This is a genomic window from Falsiroseomonas oryziterrae (assembly GCF_021864505.1).
Classification (GTDB): Bacteria; Pseudomonadota; Alphaproteobacteria; order Acetobacterales; family Acetobacteraceae; genus Falsiroseomonas; species Falsiroseomonas oryziterrae.
The window spans coordinates 1-3306 of sequence record NZ_JAKJIB010000399.1 but is presented as its reverse complement, the minus strand read 5'-3'; the positions used below and the strand labels follow the sequence as shown (position 1 = coordinate 3306).

The window sequence follows — 3306 nt, the reverse complement described above, 5'->3', positions numbered from 1 at the left end:
GGCCGGGTTGGCGAAGCCCCACCAGAGCGGCGCGATCGCGGCCCCCGCCTCCTCCGCCGCGCGGATCGCGCCGGCCGCCGGCACCGCGGTGTCGCGCAGCGCCGCGACCAGCGTCGTCGGCCCCTGCACCGCGGGCCAGCCGCCGGGTTCGAGGAAATCCACCCAGCCCGTCGGCCGCGGCGCGAAGGAATGGGATTCGTGCAGGAAGCCGCCGATCGCGACGCGCATGCTCACTCCCCCGCAACGCGCGCGGTGGCAAGCACCGCATCCGCCAGAACCATCAGCCCGGCCTCGGCCCACCCCGGCGTGATGCTCTCCGCCTCGTTGTGGCTCAGCCCGCCATGGCAGGGCACGAAGAGCATCGCCGCCGGCAGCCGCCGCGCGACATAGACCGCATCGTGCCCGATCGCGGTCGGCATGTCGCGATGGGCGTAGCCGCGCGCCCGCGCCGCCTCGCGCAGCCGCCCGACCAGCGCGGCATCGAAGGGGGTCGCCGGCGAGATCCAGAAGTCCTCCAGCACGACGGACACCCCGCGCCGCGCGCCGATCCCCGCCGCCTCGCCGCGCAGCGTCGCCGCCAGCGCCGCCAGCTGGTCCTGGTGATCGTGCCGCGTGTCGAGGCTGAACCAGACGCGGCCCGGCACGACGTTGCGGCTGTCCGGATGCAGCGTCATGCGCCCGACCGTGGCACGCGCCCCGGCCGCGAGCGCCGCGCGCTCGATCATCGTCGCGACCTCGGCGGCGGCCATCAGCGCGTCGCGCCGCCCCGCCATGGCGCTGCCGCCATGCGCCTCCTCGCCGGTCACGGTCACGTCGAACCAGTGCTGGGCGAGCGCATGGGTGACGATGCCGACCTGCATCGCCTCCCGCTCCAGCACCGGCCCCTGCTCGATATGCAGCTCGAAATAGGCGCCGAGGTCGCCGAGCGCCGCCGGATCGGCCTCGCCCGCCCAGCCGATCCGCGCCAGCTCCGCGCCGAACACCGCGCCGGCGGCGTCGGTCTTGGCGAGCACCTCGGCCTCCGGGAAGATCCCCATCGCGGCGCCGGAGCCCATCATCGGCGGCGAGAAGCGGGCACCCTCCTCGTTGGTCCAGTTCACCAGCACGACCGGCGCCTCGGTCTCCACGCCGGCCTCGTGCAGCGCGCGCAGGATCTCGAGCCCCGCCAGCACGCCGAGCACGCCGTCGAATTTCCCGCCCGTCGGCTGGGTGTCCAGATGGCTGCCGATCGCGACCGGCTTCCGCGTCGGATCGCGCCCCGGCCGCGTGAGGACCATGTTGCCGACGCGGTCGAGTGTCAGCGTCGCCCCCGCCGCCTCGGCCTGGCGCTGCAGCAGCGCGCGCGCCTCCCCATCCAGATCCGTCAGCGTCTGCCGGTTGCAGCCGCCCTTCGGCGTCGCGCCGATCCGGGCAAACTCCATCAGGCTGTCCCACAGCCTCGCGCCCGACAGCGGCAGGTTCGTGCTCATGCCGCGCGCTCCACGCCGCACCATTCGGCGATGCAGAGCGCGATGGCGCGCGTGATGTCGTGCATGCTGTCGAGCCCCACGCTCTCGTCGATGCCGTGGATCTCCTGCGCGTCGGGACCGAAGCAGGCGACCGGCGTGCCCTGGTAGAGCTGGAAGAAGCGCCCGTCGGTCAGGCCCGTCGCCGGATAGTGGCGCAACTCGTTCCCGCTCACCTCCGCATAGCTCCGCATGGCGAGCTGCACGATCGGCGCCTGCATGTCGAAGATGCAGGGGTCGGCGTGGAAGCCGCGGAACTCGACCTTCACCTTCGCCCCCTTCATCGCCGGATCGCCCGCCGCCTCGGCCACGATCCGCTCGATGTCGGCGCGCACCGCGTCGGCCGTGTTGCCCATCATCACCCCGACCCTGAGCCCCATCCGCGCCCGCGTCGCGACCGAGCTGTTCCACTCGCCGCCCTCGAAGGTGCCGAGGTTGACGTTCACCGGATGGTTCACGCCGCGGAAGCTCGGATGGATGCGCTCGCCGCGGTTCATCTCGCGCTCATAGGCCTCGAAGCGCGACCAGACGGCCATCGCCGCCTCCACCGCGTTCACCCCGGCCTGCTTGTCGCGCACATGCGCGGGCCGCCCGGTGACGGTGACGAAGGCCCAGACCACGCCGACCTCGGCCGAATAGAGCGCCGGCAGTCCGGGCCCCGGCTCCGGGATGATCACCGCATCGGCCTTCGGCATCGCGACCATGCAGGCCAACGCGCCGTTGCCGCTGCATTCCTCCTCGATCACCGACTGCATCTGCACCTCGGCGGCCGGCTGCAGCCCGGCCGCGCGCAGCGCGCGGAAGGCGGTGACGTAGCAGATGATGCCCGCCTTCATGTCGCCCGCGCCGCGGCCATACATGCGACCCGACCGGATCGCCGGCTCGAAGGGCGGCGTGGTCCATTCGTCCTCGGCGCCCTCCGGCACCACGTCCACATGCCCCTGCAGCACCAGGCTGCGCCCCGTCGCCGCGCGTGGGCGGTGCACCGCGACGACGTTGTCGCGCCCCGCATAGGGGATCAGCGGCGGCGAGAATCCAGGGTGAGCCTTCAGCGCTTCAACATCCACCGGCACGCGTTGCGGGCTGAGCCCGATGCCCTCGTAGATCCGCGCCATCTCGTTCAGCGCCGAGGCCTCGTTGCCGAGCGTGGACGGGCAGCGAACCAGCCTTTCCAGCATCCGCACGCCGTCGTCGCGTAGCGCGTCGCAGGCGTCGAGGATGGCGCGGCGCGCGCCCGGGTCGAGTGTCGTCATCCATGCCTTCCCGGCCGCGCTGTTCCCGCGCGGCGTCGTGGCGTCTAGCCTGCGACGGATGAAGGCCTTTGCCCACCCCGCCGAAGCCGCGCACCACCCGCGCTTCTTCCTCATGCGCGGACGGTTGCGCGAGAATTACGAGGTGCCCGCCCGCGCCGCCGCGCTGGCCGAGGGCCTCGCCCGTTGCGGCATCGCGCCGTCCCGGCCGCCCGAGGCTTCGCGCGCCGCGCTCGAGGCGGTGCACGACGGTGCCTATCTCGACTTCCTGCGCGACGCCGCCGCCGGCTGGGCCGCGCTGCCGGAACCCGGGCCGGAGGTGGTCGCCAACATGCACCCGACGCCGGAGATGCTGGCGCAGGGTGCGCGCATCCCCGAAGGCCTGGTCGGACGCGCCGGCTGGCACATGGCCGACACCGCCTGCCCGATCGGCCCCGGCACCTGGGACGCCGCGCTGGGGGCTGCCGCCTGCGCGCTCGCCGCGGCGGGCGAAGCCGCGCAGGGCCGCACGGCCTATGCGCTCTGCCGCCCGCCCGGCCACCACGCCTATG

The 3306-nt window shown here is 73.6% G+C and carries 3 protein-coding genes and 1 pseudogene; 1 reads left to right on the top strand and 3 read right to left on the bottom strand.

Annotation, left to right across the window (positions count from 1 at the left end; genetic code table 11):
• From L2I40_RS20895 to L2I40_RS20885, 3 genes are all read right to left on the bottom strand, one after another.
• The coding region (locus tag L2I40_RS20895) for a M81 family metallopeptidase (protein WP_237217098.1) at nucleotides 1-228 on the bottom strand (228 nt) is incomplete at its 3' end.
• 2 nt (nucleotides 229-230) lie between these two features.
• Entirely contained in the window at nucleotides 231-1469 is a 1239-nt protein-coding gene (locus L2I40_RS20890) for a Zn-dependent hydrolase (RefSeq protein ID WP_237217097.1), read from the bottom strand.
• Nucleotides 1466-2758, bottom strand: coding sequence for an ArgE/DapE family deacylase (locus L2I40_RS20885; RefSeq protein WP_237217096.1), 1293 nt, complete (start codon nucleotides 2756-2758; stop codon nucleotides 1466-1468). Before L2I40_RS20885 ends, L2I40_RS20890 begins: the two co-directional genes overlap by 4 nt.
• 58 nt (nucleotides 2759-2816) lie before the next feature.
• Between L2I40_RS20885 and L2I40_RS20880 the strand changes: the two are divergent.
• Nucleotides 2817-3306: pseudogene (locus L2I40_RS20880) on the top strand (histone deacetylase family protein); the annotation flags it as partial.

Excerpts from the sequence above, each read along its gene's own strand:
- L2I40_RS20890 (WP_237217097.1), bottom strand. The coding sequence starts at position 1,469 with ATGAGCACGAACCTGCCGCTGTCGGGCGCGAGGCTGTGGGACAGCCTG.
- L2I40_RS20885 (WP_237217096.1), bottom strand. The coding sequence starts at position 2,758 with ATGACGACACTCGACCCGGGCGCGCGCCGCGCCATCCTCGACGCCTGC.